1 pseudogene is annotated in these 233 nt (G+C 75.5%); it reads left to right on the top strand.

The window, feature by feature from the left end:
• Positions 1-233 (top strand): annotated as a pseudogene (locus ACQG3P_RS24490) (ribosome biogenesis GTPase Der); the annotation flags it as partial.

The following is a 233-nucleotide window of genomic DNA, read 5'->3' as shown; positions in this document are numbered from 1 at the left end:
CGCGAACAGGCCGAAGCGCTGGTCTCGCGCAAGCTCGGCGACGTGCCGAGGGCAGAAACGGTGCGCATCTCGCCCAAGCCCGGCTCGGGCCGGCGCGAGCTGTTCCGTGCGATCCACCAGGCGCATGCGTCGGCGACCCACGAGTGCGGCGCCAGCGAAGTCAGCCCGGGGCGGGAAGGGGCGTACGCGGCCATCCCGCCGGCGGCGAGGCGTGGTCGCGGGTCGGGGGTGCG

The sequence above is a fragment of the Stenotrophomonas sp. SrG genome, from assembly GCF_050031795.1.
In the GTDB taxonomy this organism is placed as follows: domain Bacteria; phylum Pseudomonadota; class Gammaproteobacteria; order Xanthomonadales; family Xanthomonadaceae; genus Stenotrophomonas; species Stenotrophomonas rhizophila_A.
Note: the sequence above shows the minus strand (reverse complement) of the source record. Positions and strands in the feature narration are given on the sequence as shown.